At 62.4% G+C, this 16,798-nt stretch carries 14 protein-coding genes; 11 read left to right on the top strand and 3 right to left on the bottom strand.

Annotation, left to right across the window (positions count from 1 at the left end; all coding sequences use genetic code 11):
* The first annotated feature begins 293 nt into the window (after positions 1 to 293).
* Positions 294 to 632: a 4a-hydroxytetrahydrobiopterin dehydratase gene (locus RPG13_RS18510; protein ID WP_095489695.1), complete on the top strand. Its 339-nt coding sequence runs from the start codon at positions 294 to 296 to the stop codon at positions 630 to 632.
* Positions 633 to 802: 170 nt separating this feature from the next.
* Positions 803 to 1,174: a hypothetical protein gene (locus tag RPG13_RS18505; RefSeq protein ID WP_095489612.1), complete on the top strand. Its 372-nt coding sequence runs from the start codon at positions 803 to 805 to the stop codon at positions 1,172 to 1,174.
* Between the two features lie 437 nt (positions 1,175 to 1,611).
* On the opposite strand, the gene RPG13_RS18500 is transcribed toward RPG13_RS18505, so the two are convergent.
* Positions 1,612 to 4,998, bottom strand: a complete 3,387-nt coding sequence (locus RPG13_RS18500) for a YhdP family protein (RefSeq protein ID WP_292648525.1) — start codon at positions 4,996 to 4,998, stop codon at positions 1,612 to 1,614.
* 96 nt (positions 4,999 to 5,094) lie between these two features.
* On the opposite strand from RPG13_RS18500, the gene RPG13_RS18495 reads away from it, so the two are divergent.
* The 9 genes from RPG13_RS18495 to RPG13_RS18455 all read left to right on the top strand — a co-directional run bounded on the left by RPG13_RS18495 (position 5,095) and on the right by RPG13_RS18455 (position 14,212).
* On the top strand, positions 5,095 to 5,562 hold the full coding sequence (locus tag RPG13_RS18495; RefSeq protein WP_337125709.1) for a peroxiredoxin: 468 nt from the start codon (positions 5,095 to 5,097) through the stop codon (positions 5,560 to 5,562).
* Between the two features lie 171 nt (positions 5,563 to 5,733).
* Positions 5,734 to 7,008, top strand: a complete 1,275-nt coding sequence (locus RPG13_RS18490; RefSeq protein ID WP_095489614.1) for a M23 family metallopeptidase — start codon at positions 5,734 to 5,736, stop codon at positions 7,006 to 7,008.
* Positions 7,009 to 7,347: 339 nt separating this feature from the next.
* Positions 7,348 to 8,514, top strand: coding sequence for an ROK family transcriptional regulator (locus RPG13_RS18485; protein WP_337125708.1), 1,167 nt, complete (start codon positions 7,348 to 7,350; stop codon positions 8,512 to 8,514).
* Positions 8,515 to 8,552: 38 nt separating this feature from the next.
* Positions 8,553 to 9,317: an ATP-binding cassette domain-containing protein gene (locus tag RPG13_RS18480; protein ID WP_337125707.1), complete on the top strand. Its 765-nt coding sequence runs from the start codon at positions 8,553 to 8,555 to the stop codon at positions 9,315 to 9,317.
* Positions 9,318 to 9,357: 40 nt separating this feature from the next.
* On the top strand, positions 9,358 to 10,398 hold the full coding sequence (locus RPG13_RS18475) for a sugar ABC transporter substrate-binding protein (protein ID WP_128242117.1): 1,041 nt from the start codon (positions 9,358 to 9,360) through the stop codon (positions 10,396 to 10,398).
* Positions 10,399 to 10,560: 162 nt separating this feature from the next.
* On the top strand, positions 10,561 to 11,556 hold the full coding sequence (locus RPG13_RS18470) for an ABC transporter permease (RefSeq protein ID WP_292713138.1): 996 nt from the start codon (positions 10,561 to 10,563) through the stop codon (positions 11,554 to 11,556).
* Positions 11,553 to 12,323 (top strand): SDR family oxidoreductase, encoded by a 771-nt coding sequence (locus tag RPG13_RS18465; protein WP_292502613.1) that lies wholly within the window; start codon positions 11,553 to 11,555, stop codon positions 12,321 to 12,323. Before RPG13_RS18470 ends, RPG13_RS18465 begins: the two co-directional genes overlap by 4 nt.
* 324 nt (positions 12,324 to 12,647) lie before the next feature.
* Positions 12,648 to 13,100, top strand: a complete 453-nt coding sequence (locus RPG13_RS18460; protein ID WP_337125706.1) for a GNAT family N-acetyltransferase — start codon at positions 12,648 to 12,650, stop codon at positions 13,098 to 13,100.
* Positions 13,097 to 14,212 carry a hypothetical protein gene (locus RPG13_RS18455; protein WP_126106849.1) on the top strand — a complete coding sequence of 372 codons (1,116 nt, stop codon included), beginning with the start codon at positions 13,097 to 13,099 and terminating at the stop codon, positions 14,210 to 14,212. The genes RPG13_RS18460 and RPG13_RS18455 overlap by 4 nt, the downstream gene beginning before the upstream one ends.
* A gap of 32 nt (positions 14,213 to 14,244) precedes the next feature.
* Here the strand turns inward: RPG13_RS18455 and nadE are convergent, their stop codons facing one another.
* Both nadE and RPG13_RS18445 read right to left on the bottom strand, forming a co-directional pair.
* On the bottom strand, positions 14,245 to 15,252 hold the full coding sequence (gene nadE, locus RPG13_RS18450) for an NAD(+) synthase (protein ID WP_127290927.1): 1,008 nt from the start codon (positions 15,250 to 15,252) through the stop codon (positions 14,245 to 14,247).
* Positions 15,249 to 16,796, bottom strand: a complete 1,548-nt coding sequence (locus RPG13_RS18445; RefSeq protein ID WP_337125705.1) for a class I adenylate-forming enzyme family protein — start codon at positions 16,794 to 16,796, stop codon at positions 15,249 to 15,251. Before RPG13_RS18445 ends, nadE begins: the two co-directional genes overlap by 4 nt.
* Between the last annotated feature and the right edge of the window lie 2 nt (positions 16,797 to 16,798).

Below are 16,798 nucleotides of genomic sequence, written 5' to 3'. Positions count from 1 at the left end.
GCTGGTGGTCAGAGAGCGTCCTCGGTTCGGGCTCGCGATCGGAACCCGGTCGAGATCGTCTCTGAACGGAAGACGGCCCCGTTGCCGCTGATGATCTGAGATGAACAAACACCCGAAACGGAGCCGGGGTACCGATCGACCGAGTCGACAAAAGCGCCGCGATCGGCCGAGGGAGACGGACAACAAGCGCCTTGCCGATCAGATTCGCAAGTTTCTCCGTAAGCACTATGCGAGCAAATATCGAGTGCGGTAAACAGTGGTCGCTCGACTTGGAACAAGAAGGGGAGATCGTCATGGCAGAGAGCATTGCCCAGAAAACCTGTACACCTTGCCGCGGCGGCATACCGCCGCTGACCGAGAAGGAAGCCAGCGGATATCTTTCCCAGACGCCCGGCTGGAATCTTCTGGAGGCCGGACACCTGATACGCCGCAAATTTAAGTTTGCGGATTTCCGGGAAGCACTCACCTTCGTCGACGGGGTCGGCCGGTTGGCGGAAGAGGAAGGGCACCATCCGGAAATCTGCTTCGGCTGGGGCTACGCGGAAATCTCGCTGCAGACCCATAAGATCAGAGGCCTGCACGAGAACGATTTCATCATGGCAGCGAAGATCAATCAGCTAGCTGGTCTGTAAGCGCCGCCCTTGCTCAGCGCAGGCCGAGCTGCGTGTCGCACTTTGCTATCGAAATCTGGAACCGCTGCCGATAGACGGTTCCAGATTATCCCCATGCCCCAAAGAAACCACGTGGTCTGCTGAAACCCAAGCCCTCCCAAATCGTTGTGGTGTTAAACGGAGGACCGACTATGCGCAATTTCCTGATCAATACGGTCCTTGCCTTGGCAATGGGCATTTCGGGCTTGCCGCTGATTACCGGCTCCACCGCGGCACAAGAATTCGAGTTCAGCATCGGCCGCGATGGCCCGCAACTGCGCACGCGCGAACGTTGCGATCCTTACGAAGACGATGACTGCTACGAAGATCGTTATGTCGAGCAGCGGGTCGTTCGTCGCGGCTGCACGGAAGGCCAAGCGCTCGACAAGGCCGAGCGGATAGGTGTCCGACGGGCACGCATCGTCTCGGCGGGTCGTCGCACCATCGAAGTGCGCGGTCGGTCGCGCGATGGTGAGCGCGTCTATCTGACTTTCGGCCGCGAGCGCGGCTGCCCCGTCTATTGACGCAAGTCAGTGCGAGCCGATGACCACGGCGATAGGTGCCGAGTGTGCGGGCGGAGTAAGACCGTCCAGGGCTAGGCTGTGGGACCGCCAGAAGTTGGACTACCCCTTGGGGCAACTCCCGCTAGCGCGAACGCCCGCTTTGGAGAGGTGCCGGGAACGTCCGGTCATGTGTAGGGTTTCGGATGCCGGCCCAAGCGAAAGCCTGTCCTCCGGCAGGGGGCCGGCGTCGGAAAGCCTCCAGGGAAGGAAACCGCGACCTCAATATGTATGCCGGCAATGTCTGCTTACGGAAAGTGGCAAAGCTGGCCTCGACGGCCGACATTGGGCGCAAAGCTGCCATTCCTTACGTGCGCGGAAACCGTCGTCTATTCAGCCGGGGCGAGCTAGAGTCCGCTTTGGGTCAAGACTCGGTCGCTTGAAGTGATTGCGGTTTGACCTCACCGATACTCGAAGATCGACCTGAAAATTCCGGGCGCGATCACCGACAGCGGATTGACGTCCAGTTTCGGTTTGTTGGCATCGCCTCTGAGCCGGTAGGTCACGCCGATCAGGCCGCGATCGCGGCCATTGCCGAGCAGCGCGCCGAAAAGCGGCAGTTCGCCGAAGATGCGATTGAGGCCATAGACCGGCATGAACGTGCCGGTCATGTCCATGTTGTTGTTCCGGTCGTAGAGCGTGCCCTGGAAGGTGGTGCCGATGCGTGGACCGCGTAGCACGCCATTGGCCAGCTTGAGATAGCCGGCGCCCTTCTCGATCTCGGAAAAGCCGCGCTCGAACTTCACTCTCGACGTGTCGATATTGGCTTTGACGGCTTCGTTGAGGCTGCGGCTGTCGCCCGCCGGCGTCGTCGATACGAGCGAGGCGAGTTTCGGCTCGTTGACCACGAAGAAGTTGCTCGAATCGACCTGGCCCTTCATCGGCCCATCGCTTGCCCCGGCGAGCGCCAGCGTGATCGAACCGCCCTCCATATGCTCGTAGATGTTGAGGAACCGCAGGATGGCGCCGGCATCGGCCGACGTCATGTTGAGGGCGCGCCTGCCGGCGCCGGTCGTATTGCTGATGCTTATGGCAGCACCCGAACTTGCCCTCGCGCTCACCTTGAGCCCGTTCACCCTGGAGCCGGCGGCGCTGTAATCGAGCTTCAGGTTCGACAGTGTCTCGTTGTGAAAGCCGGTCAGGGAATTGACATCGGCGCTGACGGAAATTGCGTCGGAGCCCGTGGCCTTGGTCGCGGTGTCGACATCGGACGTGAATTGCTTGATCAGCGAGCGCGCGTCCAGCGCGTTGCCGCTGATGTCGATAGCGTAGCCCTTGCCCGATCGTTTCACCGACACGGCAACATCGTCCCCTCGGTTCAACGTGACCTTGCTGAACCGCGCCGAGGACAGGGCGCCGTTGACCAGCACCACGCCGCCGTCGATCGAAAAAGTCTTTCCATCCAGGTCGAAGTCGGACAGCGCCGTGGTGTCGCCGGACTTGGTCATGGCAAATGTGACCTTGGCTGGAATGCCGGGTCCCTTGCTCCAGCCTGCCCACGGAATGTCCAGCCTGGCATTGGTCAGGTCCGCCGAAACAGTCTGGTTGCTGCCGCCGCTCTTGTCGATCGCAACCTTGATGGTTCCGGAAAGCAGCGTCGACAGGCCAGGCATGGCCGTTGCGCGCATCTTGTCGTCGAGCACCAGCGCCACTTTCCGGCTGCGGGGCGGTCCGGCATTGTTGAGCGGCTCGATCAGGTCGAGCTCGGCCGGAATGCCGTTCAGCAGCGCCTTGGCGGAGATCACGGCCCGATTGGGCTCGACGGTGATCGAACCGTTGGCCTCCGTCACCGCCTGGCCTTCGAACGGCTTGGCCAGAGACAGGTCCTTGTAGTCGAGCGCAACCAGCCAATCGAGCTTCGAGGTGTCGACGCCGGACTGCAGCGGAATGTCCGCTCTCACGTGGCCGGTCACCGTGCCGGACAGGTCGTCCGGCAGCAGGCCGACATGGCGCATGGCGTTGATCGGCTCGTAGGAGGCGAGCTCGGCGATTGCAGACGCCTCGCCGGCGACGTCGATGTCGAGCGCGCCGATCACCGGCGGGCGGTTTGCCGCCTTGACCGTCATCGTGCCGTTGCTCGCCGCCACCGTGCGGCCGCTGACCATGTAGACGTTGCCCGAGGAGAGCGCGACGTCGACGTCGTTGCCGTGGAATTCAACAACGCCGACGGCATCGCGTATAGGCGGAATGTGACCGGCCGTGTCGAAGCGCGCTCCTTCGATCTGGAAACGGCCGAACACTTCATCGGCAGATAGCGGAATCCCGTTGCCCAGGCGCCCCGGCACGACCTGGAACTGCAGGCTGGCGTCAACGACGCGGCCGCCGAACAGGTTCTTCAGCACCCAAAGGCGGGCGTTTCGCGCGGAAAACCAGGGCCACAACTGCTTGACATGCGAGACCGGCATATCGTGGACGTTGAACGCGACAGATATGCCCGGCACCTTTCCCTCGACGAACTCGACCGACGCTGTGCCCAGCGCCTCGCTGGCTCCCCCGGACCTGATCCCGATCTGCTCGGCCACGAGCTTATGGCTCCTGGTCTGGTAGACGCCGGCGACGCGGGCGATGAAATCGAGCGCAGGTTCAGATGATTCCAAAGGCGCCAGCGTCGAGCGGTCGCTGGTCAGATCGTAGCGGTAGGATGGCTCCTCGCCCGCCGTTCCAGTTGCCGGCTTCGGCCCGACCGAACCGGCGAAATCGAATGTCGAGCGACCGGTCTTCACCTGCAGCCTGTCCACCTGGACCTTGTTGGCGCCGGCGACAAGTGTCGCATTGAGATCGACATCGGCTGGAAGCATCCCCGCACGCGGGCCGAGATCGAGCACGGAACCGGCGAGCGATAGCGAGGCCGTCAGTCGCGACGCGTTCTCGCCGGATCCTTCCGATCCCGCCAGCTTCAAGGCAATCGTGCCCAGCTTCCCGCCGGGCGCTGCCGCGGCCTGGCCGGCCTCCGCTATCTCGACGCTCGCATCCAATGCCGTCACGAGCCGCGTCGTCGTATCGCGGGTGGCTGTGGCAGCGACGGTGAGCGCCCTGCCGTCGACATCCGCGTCGGATGAAAACTCCATGCCGCCCGGCCCCGACTGCGCAACGGTGGCGTCGGTGATCCTGACCAGTTTGACCGCGCCGGCCTCAGGCAGAACGAGGTCGACATTGCTGAGGTCGATCTGGCGCATCGAATCCACCTGCACTGTGTCGAGCGCGTGGTTGAGGTTGGCAAAAACCGCATCGGATAGTCTTTCCGGATCGATGAGGCCATCTTCATTGCGCAGCGCCGCCGTCCAATCGCCAGCCGTCGGGATCGCGGCCATCATGATGCGCGCGTCGGAAATCCTGGCGCTGGTGAGCCGCACCTCGCCCGAAAACAGCGGTATCAGCCTTATGCCGAAACGGACACGCCCGGCGTCGGCCATCGGCTTGCCGTCGGCGGTCTTGAGGCTGACATCGCTGACCTGCAGCGCGATGAAGCTCGATCCGTCGAGCGTGAGACCGGCCGGCCCGACCGCAACATCGACGTCGACGCCGGCCAATTTCTCGATGGCCATTTCCGCCTCGGTCCGCAGCCGCTCGGTGCCGAAACCGGAAATGCCGATCGCATACACAGCGACAGCGGCCAGCAGCACGAGGGCCACAAGGCCGGCAAACAGCCGCGCAAGAACACGAACGCCGCGGCCGATCGACGCTTGGCCGAGCGGCGGCACGCGGCACGCGGACGGGAAAGTCTCCAGGTCGGTGATCTCATCACGCCTGAATCTGATCTTCTCGTGCTGCGGCTGCTCCTGATCCACGCAATTTTCCGTTGAACGAACTCGACCGGTGGACGAATCCCGGTTTGACATTATATCGATGCGGCTTGGCGCGTAACCACAAACAAGGGCATCGATATGGCTGATCTCGACGTCGGCGAGCTTGCGCCGCAATTCGAACTTCCCCGAGACGGCGGCGGGTCACTCAGCCTTGCGACATTGCTGGGAAAGCCGGTCGTACTTTACTTCTATCCGCAGGATGACACCACGGGCTGCACCAATGAGGCGATCGGCTTTTCGCAGTTGAAGCCGGAATTCGAAAAGCTCGGTGCCGTCGTGATCGGCCTTTCGCCGGACAGCGTCCGAAAACACGACAAATTCAAATCGAAATACGGCCTTGCCGTCGATCTTGTCGCCGACGAGGAGCGCAAGGTGATCGAAGCCTATCATCTGTGGGTCGAGAAGAAGCTTTATGGCCGCCGCTATATGGGCGTCGAGCGTGCAACGTTCCTGATCGGCAGCGACGGACGAATTGCCAGGATCTGGCGGAACGTTCGCGTCAAGGGCCACGCCGAGGCGGTGCTGGAGGCGGTGCGGGCGCTTTGACGCAGACGCCGACGGCAGCCAACGTGAGGCGTGAGGCGCGCAAAATCTGCGCCTCACGGCAATTCGGACACAACACATGGGTGTAAGGCGTTGCGGGCAAGCAACCGACCGTTAACCTTAATGATGTGTAATCAGGCTTGTCGTTTGGTGTCGTAACGAAAGCTTGGTCCCGTGAACGTAGCCAGTCAGTCAACGGTCTTTGGCAGGCGCAAGGAGCCCCACACGGTCATTATCGCCCGGGGCAACGAGATAAGGCATTTTACCATACGGCCATGGGTTGCCGCATTTTGCGGCTCCGCGCTGGCAGCGATGGCCATAGGCTATCTGCTGGCGACCTCCTACCTCGTGCTGCGCGACGACCTGATCGGCGCGACCACGGCGCGGCAGGCGCGCATGCAGCAGGCCTATGAGGACCGCATCTCCGCGCTACGCGCCCAGGTCGACCGGATCACCAGTCGCCAGCTTCTCGACCAGCAGCTCATGGAAACCAAGGTTGGCGAACTGCTGGAGCGACAGACCCAGCTCAGCCTGCGCCATGGCCGCCTCGGCCCGATCCTCGAACGCACCGGGAGCGACGTCGGAGCGCCACCTGCGTCCGCAAAGCCGGACAAACGCGCCGGCGGGACCGACGCCCAGCCGCAGGCCTATTCGGTTGCCAGCGTCGGCGCCAGTCTTGGCGGTGGCGACACCAGGCCGTTCTCCTTATGGTCGACCCGCTCCGATCCGCTGCCGAGCGACACGGCGGCCGATCGTGCCGACAGACTGTTCGTGTCGATCAACGAGTCGCTCAAGGCCATAGAGAGCCAGCAGCTCACCCGCATCACCGCGCTTGCCGACAACGCCTACAGAAACGCCGATGCGATTTCACAGGCGCTTGAGGCGGCTGGCCTGCCGGTCGACAGCGATTTCGGCAAGAGCGATGCCGGCGGTCCGCTGATACCGCTCGACAGTTCGATGATGTTCGACAGCAAGGTAAGAGAACTTGACGAGGCGCTGGACGCGCTCGACCGCCTGAAGACCGAGGCGCGACGGCTGCCGCTCGCCAATCCTGCCCCCGGCCGTTCGGTCACCAGCCCATTCGGCGTGCGCACCGACCCGCTCCTCGGCACCGCCGCGCTGCATTCGGGGATGGATTTCAGAGCGCCGACCGGAATGCCCGCCAAGGTCACGGCGCCCGGTGTCGTCGTCAAGGCCGGCTGGAACGGCGGCTATGGCCGCATGGTCGAGGTCGACCATGGCAATGGCTTTGCGACGCGCTATGGGCATCTCAGCAAAATCAGCGTGACCGTCGGCGAGAGGCTCAACGCCGGCGACGTCATCGGCAAGACCGGCAGCAGCGGCCGCTCAACCGGCCCGCATCTGCATTACGAGATCCGCCACAATGGCGAAGCCATCGACCCGCTGCGCTTCCTGAGGGTCGGCAAGAAGGTCGCACAGTACCTCTGATCTAATTCCCTGGCATTAGTTGCAGCCTATAGGTTGTACCTGCTTTTTGGGGCTGGCGGGACAGCACCCCCTCTGTCCTGCCCTCTTTGTCAAAAATTGGCATCTCCCCCACATGGGGAGATCGGCGGTCGTCCCGGCTTTCGCCAGTCTCCAACGTTTCATGAATGAGCACCGCGCCGAAGCTGCCAATCTCCCTCCTTGTGGGGAGGATGTCCGGCAGGACAGAGGGGGGCACTAAGGAACGCTACATAACCGGGATCGCGCGCAAAATTATTTTTGAATTCCATTTGACTGAATAAATATTCGGTGCGAACCTTATGTTTCCTAAGGGCGCAAGACATGGCACTGCGGGGGACCAATCAGGAATTCGGGCGGCCTTACAACAGGCGCATCGTCCTCGAATCCATCCGCCTCCACGGCCCGATCGCCCGCGGCGACATTGCTCGGCGGGTCGGGCTCACCGTGCAAACGGTGTCGACCATCGTTCGCGAGTTGGAAGAACATGGCTACGTTCTGTCCATGCGCGAAGAGCCGCGGGGGCGCGGGCTGCCTCCGGCGACCCTGCGGATCAACCCGGAGGGCGGCTACGCCGTCGGCATCCACGTTACGCCCCTCGGCATCAATGCGGCGCTGATCAATTTGAGCGGTGACGTGATCGAGAGCACCTACCGCGAGGCTCCCAGCGCAACGCCCGACCATGCCTTCGATCTGATCGGCGCGATGGTGCTTGAATTGACCGGATTGCGGCCTGGCGGTCGCGTTCTCGGCATCGGCATGGCGCTGCCCGGCCCTTTCGGCGTCGAATCGATGAGCTTTATCGGCCCGACGACGATGACCGGCTGGAAGGACGTGGCGCTTCGGGAACGGCTGGAGGCCTCGACCGGCCTGCCCGCGTTTTTCGAGACCGACATGGCGGCCGCGGCAATGGGCGAGCGCCTGTACGGCCTCGGAGCGGGATATTCCGAATACTACTATCTCTATTTCGGTGTCGGTCTTGGCGGCGTCATGGTGCATGACGGAAGCGCCTTGCGCGGCGCCTGGGGAAATGCCGGCGAAATCGGACACATCCCTGTCGTGCCGGTTGGCGAGCCGTGCCCCTGCGGCAATCGCGGCTGCCTCGAACGATACCTCTCGCTCGAGGCGCTGCGGCGCCGGAACATCAGCGACGCCGATTGGGTTGATGAAGTCGGGCCGATCTTCCGCAACGCCCTCACCATCATCGAGAACCTGTTCGATCCCGAAACCATCATCCTCGGCGGACTTGCGTCCACCGATTTGCTTGAACGGCTGGCTGGTTCGGTTGCGAACCTTCCCAACTCGGTCTCGGCGCGAACGGATCGCACGACGCCCCGTGTCACCGTCGCACGCGGCGGCCAGCATGCGGTGTTGCGCGGGGCCGCAGCACTTGCTGTCTCAGGAGTGCTTTCGCCGCGCTTCGGCCAGATATTCACCGCCGAGCGCGAACGCGGGCGAGATATCCTGCAAGGCAAGGGGATCGCGGCATGAGCGGAGCTCAGCCTGGCATGATCGGAGCTCAGCCTGGCATGAGCGAACCCCTGCTGGTGCTCGACAACGTCACCAAGAACTATGGCGCCATCGAAGCGCTCAAGGGCATCAGCTTCTCGATCGGCAAGGGCGAGGTGGTGGCGCTTCTGGGCGACAACGGCGCCGGCAAATCGACACTGGTCAAGATCATCGCCGGCGGGCTGGAGCCGACCTCCGGCCGCATGCTGTTCGAGGGAAAGGAATTCCTCGCCAAATCTCCCGCCGAGGCCAAGGCCGCGGGGATCGAGACCGTCTACCAGGACCTCTCGCTTTGCACCAATGTCGACGTGGTCGCCAATTTCTTCATGGGCCGCGAGATCACCAGGAAATTTCTTGGCGTTCCCGTGCTCGACGAACCCGCCATGGAGCAAGTGGTCAAGAAGGCGCTGGCCAGCGCCGGCACGCGCATCCCCTCGCTCAGGACCAAAGTCGAGCATCTCTCGGGCGGTCAGCGACAGGCTATCGAGCTCAACCGATTCGTGCATTTTGGCGGCAAGCTCGTGCTTCTCGACGAGCCGTTCGCAGCACTCGGTGTCGAGCAGACGCGGCGCGGTCTCGACATGATCCGCCAGGTGGCGAGCCAGGGTATCGGCATCGTCATCATCACCCATATCATGCAGCAGGCCTTTCAGGTCGCCGACCGGATCGTTGTGATCCGGCAAGGTGTCGTGGCCGGCGATGTCGCGCGCAACAAAACAAGTCCCGACGCGGTGATCAATATGATCACCGGAGAGACGCTTGCCGGTGCCGGACCGGCTGGCTGAGGGACAAAATGAGGGGTCCGGCGCAAAAGGAGCGAACGACATGAAGAAAATACTTCTTGCTGTCTTCGGTATCCTGGCACTGGCCTTTGCCACGCTCACGCCGGCATTCGCCCAGTCCAAGGGCACCGTCTACTATATGGTGCCGACGTTGCTCGATGAATTCCAGACCGGCTCGGTGAGCGCTCTGGAATTGTTCCTGAAGCAGGTCGGCTACGAGATGAAAACGCTGAACGCCGATAACAAGACCGACGCTCAGCAATCGCAGATGAACGACGTCATCGCGCTCAAGCCGTCGGCGATCATTCTCGCCGCCGTCGATTTCAATGCGTTGAAGCCGTCCATCGAGGCCGCCCGCGCCGCCGGCATCCCGGTGGTCGAATTCGACCGCCAGATCACCTCGACACCGTCCGACTTCACGTCGGTGGCGGGAACGGTCGAGATCGGCTACGTCGCCGCCGACCAGGCCGAGAAGCTCTTGAAGGCGAAGAACGGCTCGGTGAAGGGGAAAATCCTCCAGGTGCTCGGCGATCCTGGCGATCCCTACACGCTCGATATCCAGAAGGGTTTCGAGGAGAAGATGAAGGCATTTCCGGACGTCAAGATCATCTCGGTTCCGGCCATGCAATGGGAAGCCAGCAATGCCGGCACCATCGTTGCCGACCAGATGCTCGCCAACCCGGATATCGACCTGATCTTCAGCCACGCCGCGCATCTCTCGGTCGCGGCCGTCGCCTCGCTCGAGGCCGCCGGCAAGAAACCGGGCGACGTTATGCTGATGAGCTCGAACGGTGCGCCGGTCGGCCTCGACCTGATCCGCAAGGGCTGGCTCAATGTCGAAGTCGAGCAGCCGCTCTACGCTCAGGCCGCCGCCGTCGCCATGTTCATGGACAAGGTCGTCAACAAACAGGAGATCAAGCCGGGAGAGTACGAAGTGCTCGGCCTGAAGTCGACCGTGACCAAAGAAGCCTGGGGGCCGAACATCAAGATCCCCGGCGCTGCGATCACCAAGGAAAATGTCGATAACCCGGCCTTCTGGGGCAATATGAAACCGCCCTCGGACACGGTGAAGCCGGTCGAATAGCAAGGTCCCCTGGGGCTTCGGGCCAACCTGGCCCGGAGCCTAACCGCTGCAGCCCGGCACGTCAGAACGAACGTGCAGGGACGCTGCAGCAATTTTCAATCCGCGCACGATCCCGGAAAAATCGAATCGGTTTTCGGGGTCATGCGCTAGCCGGATCAGCACATGAATCCCCGCACGCGCCACGCCCTCGAGTTCGCCCTCGACAACCTCGTCTGGTTCATGCTGGTCTTCGTGCTGGTGGTCTTCTCCATTTTCATTCCGAACTATTTCCAGCTCGGCATCTTCGCCAACATCATAGAGGCGTCGAGCGTGCTTGGTGTCATGTCGATCGGCCTGGCGCTGGTCATCATCACCGGACACATGGACCTGTCGGTCGAATCCGTGGCGGCGCTCGGCGCCATGGCGGTCGGCATCCTGTTCTGCTCGGCCGGTATCGGCCTTGGCGTTCAATTGCACCCGGAATGGCTAATGGTTCCAGTTTCGCTGCTGCTTGCCCTGGTTGTCGGCGGCATCATCGGCGTCATCAACGGCTACTTGGTCGTGAAGGTGAAGATGAGTGCTTTCATCATCACGCTCGCGTCCTACATCTGGGTGCGCGGCCTTGTGCTGGTCATTTCCGGCGGCCGCTCCGCACAGGATCTTGCGCCGGCGATCCGCTGGTTCGGCATTCAGCGGCTCCTTGGCCTGCCGCTCACCGCCTGGATCGCCATTTCGTGTTTCGTAGTCTTCTCGCTGATCATGGCCAAGACACCCTTCGGCAGACATCTCGTCATGATCGGCGGCAACGAGACCGCAACCTTCCGCGCCGGCATCCGTGTGAACCGCAACCTCGTTGTTGCCTTTGTTCTCGCTGGCGCCATAGCCGGCCTTGCCGGCTGGCTGCTGGCGATCCGCACCTCCGGCGCCACCGCCAATCTGGGCGTCGGCCTGCTGTTCAACGCCTTCGCCGCCGTCGTCATCGGCGGTGTCAGTCTGAAGGGTGGCGTCGGCACCCTGCCCGGCGTCTATGCCGGTGTGCTTTTGCTGTCGGCCATCAACACGGCGATCAACCTCATGGGCCTGCCGGCCAACTTCACCCAAGTGATCCACGGCATGCTCGTGCTCGCCGCCGTGCTGCTCGACGCATTCAAGCAAACCATTCGCCAGAGGCTGGCATGACTGGCCGTCTCGAAAACAGGGTCGCGCTGATCGTCGGCAGTGCGCGCGGCATCGGCAAGGGCATCGCACAACGCTTTGCCGAAGAGGGCGCAAAGCTGGTCCTGGCCGATACCGAGGTTGAGGCCGGGCAAGCGACCGCGGACGAGCTCGGCGCCGCCTTCATTTGTACCGACATCTCGCAGATAGCCGATGCAGAGGCCGCCGTGGCGCTGGCCCTCGACCGTCACGGCCGTCTCGACATCCTGGTCCAGAATGCCGGAATCTACCCCTGGCAGCTCATCGAGAACACCAGTCCGGACGACTGGGACCGGGTCATGGCCGTCAATCTGCGCGGCACCTTCAATGCCACTCTTGCCGCGCTGGCGCCGATGAAGGCGCAGCGCTTCGGGCGCATGCTCTACACCTCATCGATTACCGGCCCGCACGTCACCAGCCCCGGTCACGGCCACTACGCCGCCAGCAAGGCCGGCATCAACGGCTTCATCCGTTCGGCGGCGCTGGAATTCTCCGGCTACGGCGTCACTGTCAACGGCGTTGAGCCCGGCAACATCCTCACCGAAGCAATCCAGATGCATCGCGGCGCGGCCTATATCAAGAACATGCAGGATTCCATTCCACTCGGCCGGCTCGGCAGCCCGCGCGACGTGGCCAACGCCTTCCTGTTCCTGGCCTCGGACGATGCCAGCTACATCACCGGCACGACCATCATCGTGGATGGGGGGCAATTGCTGCCCGAGGGCAAGGATTTTCGGCTCCTTCCGCCGTGATCCTCGATTTCGGTGACGGTTTTTCCTGCGGCCGGCAACAACAGCCGATCATCCGGCACTTGCCATGATTTGCCTCAAGGCAAGGACGCGGCCGGCCGCGACGACGACCCGGATCTACTCGGCCTGTCTACACCATTCCCTACCAGGTCCTCGAACCCGATCTGGCGTTCATCGTCGATGGCCCCGCAGGTGCCTGCGGCTACCTCCTTGGCGCAGCCGACACAAATTCCTTCAATGCCAGCATGGCCGCAAAAGTGGTATCCCAACCTTTAAGCGCGCGTGGCCGACCCCTGGACCCGACAGCTCCCGCTGGCGCGGCAGCGATTGGCTGCGGCACAAATCCATCATCCCAATTTCGCCGTACCGCAAGCGCTGGCCGCCTATCCCTCGCAAGGCCATATCGACCTGTTGCCGCAGGCGCGCGGAAAAGTCATCGGCAGGCGAGCGATGGTCTTTCTCGATCAGCGCCTTGCCGCCTGCGGCTCAACCGGGCTTTGCCTTGAAGTCATGCGGCGGAATATTGACGCGCTGAACTTCTACAAGGCTGTCGGGTTCAGGGCTGGGGCCTCGCCAGACGTTCCGCGGCGCCGACGAAGCAAGGCCGCGCCAATGCACGAGGTTCGCTACCAAAACTTTAACATCGGTTTACCCGAAGTTGGTACAGCAACGCTGGTTTCATCCGTTCAAGCAAAGAGACTGCCCTTGCCGCAACACCACAGCTCTCCTTTGGTCCGGAAACGCGGTGGACGGGACTCCGATGGCGGGAGCCGCGCTTGAGCGTAATTCGCGCCTTTGAGGGTGCCGATCTTCCTGCAGTCGCGGGCATGTTTCAACGCGTGCTGCGCAAAGAACGGACCGAAGCGCCGGCCGCGCTCATCGAATATATGAGACGGTTTTATCTGGAGGCGCCGGGTTGCGGAGGCGATCTGCGGTCGCTTGTCCATGTCAACGACGCCGGCCGCGTCTCTGGGTTTGTCGGCGTTCACGTATTGCCGATGCAGTTCAACGGCCGACAATTACGAGCCGCCATTTGCAGCTCGCTCATGGTCGAGGATCATGAGCGCGACCCGATGGCCGGCGCTCGCTTGTTGAAAGCTTATTTGGATGGTCCGCAGGACATCTCCTTCAGCGAGACGGCCAATGATATCTCCACGAAGTTGTGGACCCGGCTGCGCGGCGTGGTCCTGCCGCAATACAGCCTTGACTGGGTACGCGTAATGCGGCCGTCGACCTTTGTGCTCGGCCTTTCCGCCAGTCGCATGAAGCTTGTCCGAATGCTCAGTCCGTTTGCCCACGCCCTCGACCGATTTTATTGCAGACGAATGAAGTCGAGCGAACGACGCTGGTCCGGTGTGGCGGCGGACGGGGCAGGCCACGGAGCCTTTCGGATGTCCGAAATCGACAGTCACACATTTGCCAAGCTGATCGAACCGTTGACCGCCCAGTTCGCCCTGCGCCCGGCTTGGGCGGAAGGCCTACTCGATCATATCCTGACCGATGCGGCACAAAAGACGGATCTGGGCGAGCTTGTCTACGTTTCCGTGACATCGCCAGTCGGCACCAATGTCGGCGCATTCGCCTATCACGCACGGACGGGTGAAATCGGTCGCGTGCTGCAGATCCTCGCCCTCCCCGGCCAGGCGGGTCCCGTCATCGACTGCCTGATCGATCATGCCACCGCGCGCGGCATCAGCGGCCTGCGCGGACGCATTCAACCTGCACTTCTGGAAGCAATGCTTGGGCGACGCATAGCTTTCCTGACCGTTGCCTCGACCGTGGTGCATTCACGCGATCCCGAGCTTTTGGATGCCATGAAGAACTCACAAGCTTTCCTGAACGGGCTTGCGGGCGAGCAGTGGAGCCAGTTGATCGGCGGCCGCTTCACCTGAAGCGCTCGCCGTGGCCGGGTTGGAGAGGCAGGTCAGGTACCGACTTCCTCCACCTCATCAACGAGTTGCGGGCGCAGGTGCAGATAGCGCGTGGCTTTTCGCTTGGCGGTGATGTCTGCCCAGACGCGTTCCACTTGTGAGGCGTCTAGTCCCGCCGCCTGCCCCACCACTTCGGCCGCCACGCCTTTGTTGAGGCCGCAAAGGCAAATATCCATGCGGTCATAGGGAAGCGAGAAGTAGAACTCCTCCTGCGTCTGCGCCAGCGAGTAGGTATCGGTGGTAGGCGGCCGGTTGCGGATTTCGTCGGGAACGCCGAGATAGGCCGCCAGCGCATAGACCTGCGTTTTATAGAGATGTGCGATCGGCTTGACGTCGGCCGCGCCGTCACCGTTCTTGACGAAGAATCCCTGATCGTATTCCAGCCTGTTCGGCGTTCCAAGAACGGCGAAGTTCAGCCGATCGGCATGATAGTATTCGATCTGCTTGCGGGTGCGCTGTTTCATGTTGGTGGCAGCGACGATCCCGAGATAGACCGGCAGCGGCATTCTTATTTTCGTCTGCTTGCCTTTGGGGTCCTGCACCACCAGCGAGGAAATATTGTAGCCCTCGCTCTCGAGCGCGTTCGCGATCACGATCTTCGAGGCCCAGCCTTCGCCGTATTCCGGGACCAATTCGCGGATGAAGGCGTCGCGACGCTGGTAGCAGCCCATGGCGCGCAGGGTCGGTCCGATATCCTCCACAATAGCCTCGACACCGAACGTGTCGGCGACAAGGCGGCCGAGCCGCAGACTTTCCGGATCGGAATCGTTTTCCGGCATGAACAGGCACAATACATTCTGAGGCCCGACGGCGCGCGCTGCCAACGCCACCGAAACGCTTGAATCGATCCCGCCCGAAAGACCGAGCGTGAGGCCCCGCTTGCGAATACCGCGCAACTGCTGGCGCAAAGCGGTCACGATCCTGTCCGTTTCGGCGCCGGGGTCGATAGCCAGAGCCTGCGCCAGAATGGCCTGCGCGTCCTCGCTGGGGCGAACACTCATTGCGCGGCCTCCATCATCTCTGCAGCAAGCCGGCGGCTGACCTTGCCCGTATCCGTCTTTGGCAATTCCGCGCGGAATTCTACGAGCTTGGGAACCATGAAATCCTCGAGATGACGTGCGCAGTGGCGCATGACATCCTTTTCGCTGAGCGTCGGGTCCGAGCGGATGACAAGTGCGCCGATCGCATGCCCGAGCACCGGATCCGCCACACCGACGACAACGGCCTCCGCGATGCCCGGATGAGCGTGAAGCACGGCCTCCACTTCCTTCGGGGCCACCTTCTCTCCCCGCGTCTTTATGATGTCGTCCTTGCGCCCGACGAAATAGAGAAAGCCGTCCTCATCGGTCCTGAACAGATCGCCGGTGTAGAGAACCTTCTCCCAGGGGTTCGGGCCAGGCCGCAGGGTCCGTTCGGTTGCAGCTTCGTTGCGCCAGTAACCCTGCATGACATGCGGCCCGCGAATGACCAACTCACCCGCAACGCCCGATGGCACTCGCTGCCCGTCCTCGTCGACGACGAAGGCTTCGGTGTTCGGAATGGCTATTCCGACCGATCCCGGCCGGCGATCGAGCTCCTCGGGCGGCAGATAGGTGCAGCGCTTGCACTCCGTCAGGCCATACATCGAATACAGCCTGACACCGGGAAAAAGGAAGCGCAGACGTTCTATGTGCGCCTGCGGCAACGCCGCCGCCGTATTCGAAATATAGCGAAGGCTGGGCAGGAAACCCGGCGTCAGGTCACGCATCTGCAGGATCATCGCTGCCATCGTGGGCACGAGCGGAAGACCGGTGACGCCCTCCTCGCGGATACGTTCAAAGACCGCTTGAGGAAAAGCGAAGGACTTTTCGAGCACGAGCGTGGCGCCGAGCCTGACAGCCATCAGCAACTGATAGAGGCCATAATCGAAGGCGAGCGGAAGAACATTCAAAATGATGTCGTCTGGCGCGTTGCGCAGATAGTTGGTGATGGAGTCCGCGGCCGCGTCGCTATTGCGGTGCGACATCATCACGCCCTTGGGCCGGCCCGTTGAGCCCGAGGTGTAGATGAGCATGGCCAGATCGACGTCGATGCCGCCGTGGTCGATCTCACTGGCTTCGAGCGTGAGGCAGTCGGCCAGGGATGTCGCACCTGCCGGGTATTGGTTATCGGCACCAGCGGTGGAAGCCACGAAGATGCCGGTCTTGCCGCTCGATCCGCACGCCTCCGCGACAACGGGCATCAGTTTTGCTTGCGTGAGGATCGCCGCAGGGTCGCAATCAGCGATGATGTAGGCAAGCTTTTCGGCCTTGGTGGATGCGTTGATCGGACTGAACGTCGCCCCTGCCTTGAGGACCGCGAAAATCGAAACCGCGGCCTCCCAGCAATTGTCCATGAAGATCAGGACCCGGTCGTTGCGCCTGACGCCGTTCGCGAAAAGGGCGGCGGCCAGGCGGCTCGAAAGATCGTCCAGTTCTTCGTAGCGCAGCCTTTTGTCCTTGGTGATCAATGCCGTTTTGGCGGGATGGGCAGCGGCCTTGGCGGCCAGGAGATGTTCGATCCGCATGG

It is taken from the genome of Mesorhizobium sp. ISC15 (genome assembly GCF_037162615.1).
GTDB lineage: Bacteria > Pseudomonadota > Alphaproteobacteria > Rhizobiales > Rhizobiaceae > Mesorhizobium > Mesorhizobium mediterraneum.
The sequence above is the reverse complement of the archived record's forward strand: the minus strand, read 5'-3'. Positions and strand labels throughout refer to the sequence as shown.

Coding starts and splice junctions, on each gene's coding strand:
- RPG13_RS18495 (WP_337125709.1), top strand. CDS start 5,095: ATGGCTGATCTCGACGTCGGCGAGCTTGCGCCGCAATTCGAACTTCCC.
- RPG13_RS18505 (WP_095489612.1), top strand. CDS start 803: ATGCGCAATTTCCTGATCAATACGGTCCTTGCCTTGGCAATGGGCATT.
- RPG13_RS18445 (WP_337125705.1), bottom strand. CDS start 16,796: ATGCGGATCGAACATCTCCTGGCCGCCAAGGCCGCTGCCCATCCCGCC.
- RPG13_RS18485 (WP_337125708.1), top strand. CDS start 7,348: ATGGCACTGCGGGGGACCAATCAGGAATTCGGGCGGCCTTACAACAGG.
- RPG13_RS18465 (WP_292502613.1), top strand. CDS start 11,553: ATGACTGGCCGTCTCGAAAACAGGGTCGCGCTGATCGTCGGCAGTGCG.
- nadE (WP_127290927.1), bottom strand. CDS start 15,252: ATGAGTGTTCGCCCCAGCGAGGACGCGCAGGCCATTCTGGCGCAGGCT.
- RPG13_RS18480 (WP_337125707.1), top strand. CDS start 8,553: ATGAGCGAACCCCTGCTGGTGCTCGACAACGTCACCAAGAACTATGGC.
- RPG13_RS18470 (WP_292713138.1), top strand. CDS start 10,561: ATGAATCCCCGCACGCGCCACGCCCTCGAGTTCGCCCTCGACAACCTC.
- RPG13_RS18475 (WP_128242117.1), top strand. CDS start 9,358: ATGAAGAAAATACTTCTTGCTGTCTTCGGTATCCTGGCACTGGCCTTT.
- RPG13_RS18510 (WP_095489695.1), top strand. CDS start 294: ATGGCAGAGAGCATTGCCCAGAAAACCTGTACACCTTGCCGCGGCGGC.